This is a genomic window from Rhodococcus sp. AC861 (assembly GCF_979256035.1).
In genome coordinates this window covers 1-244 of the sequence record NZ_CEEDMW010000086.1, presented here as the reverse complement: position 1 = coordinate 244, position 244 = coordinate 1, and the positions used below count along the sequence as shown (strand labels likewise).

Annotated in this window: 1 protein-coding gene; it reads right to left on the bottom strand. The window is 66.8% G+C overall.

The genetic code is table 11. The annotated features are described in order from the left end of the window. On the bottom strand, positions 1–244 hold a 244-nt coding region (locus AC0IX4_RS23250), incomplete at both ends, for a DedA family protein (protein WP_471831445.1).

The following is a 244-nucleotide window of genomic DNA, read 5'->3' as shown; positions in this document are numbered from 1 at the left end:
CACGACCCCGAGCATGACGAAGCCGATCCCCCAGACCAGGCCGCCGATCGCGTTGATAGCCAGGAACGTCGGATAGGGCATCCGTGACATGCCCGCCAGTGCCGGCATCACGGCACGGAAGAAGGCCACGAAACGACCGAGGACGACGGCGGACCCACCTTTCCGAGCGAGAAGGTCGCGGGCCGTGTCGAGCTTGTCGCGCCGTGAGTCCAACACCTTCATCGCGAGCAGCCGCGGCCCGAAG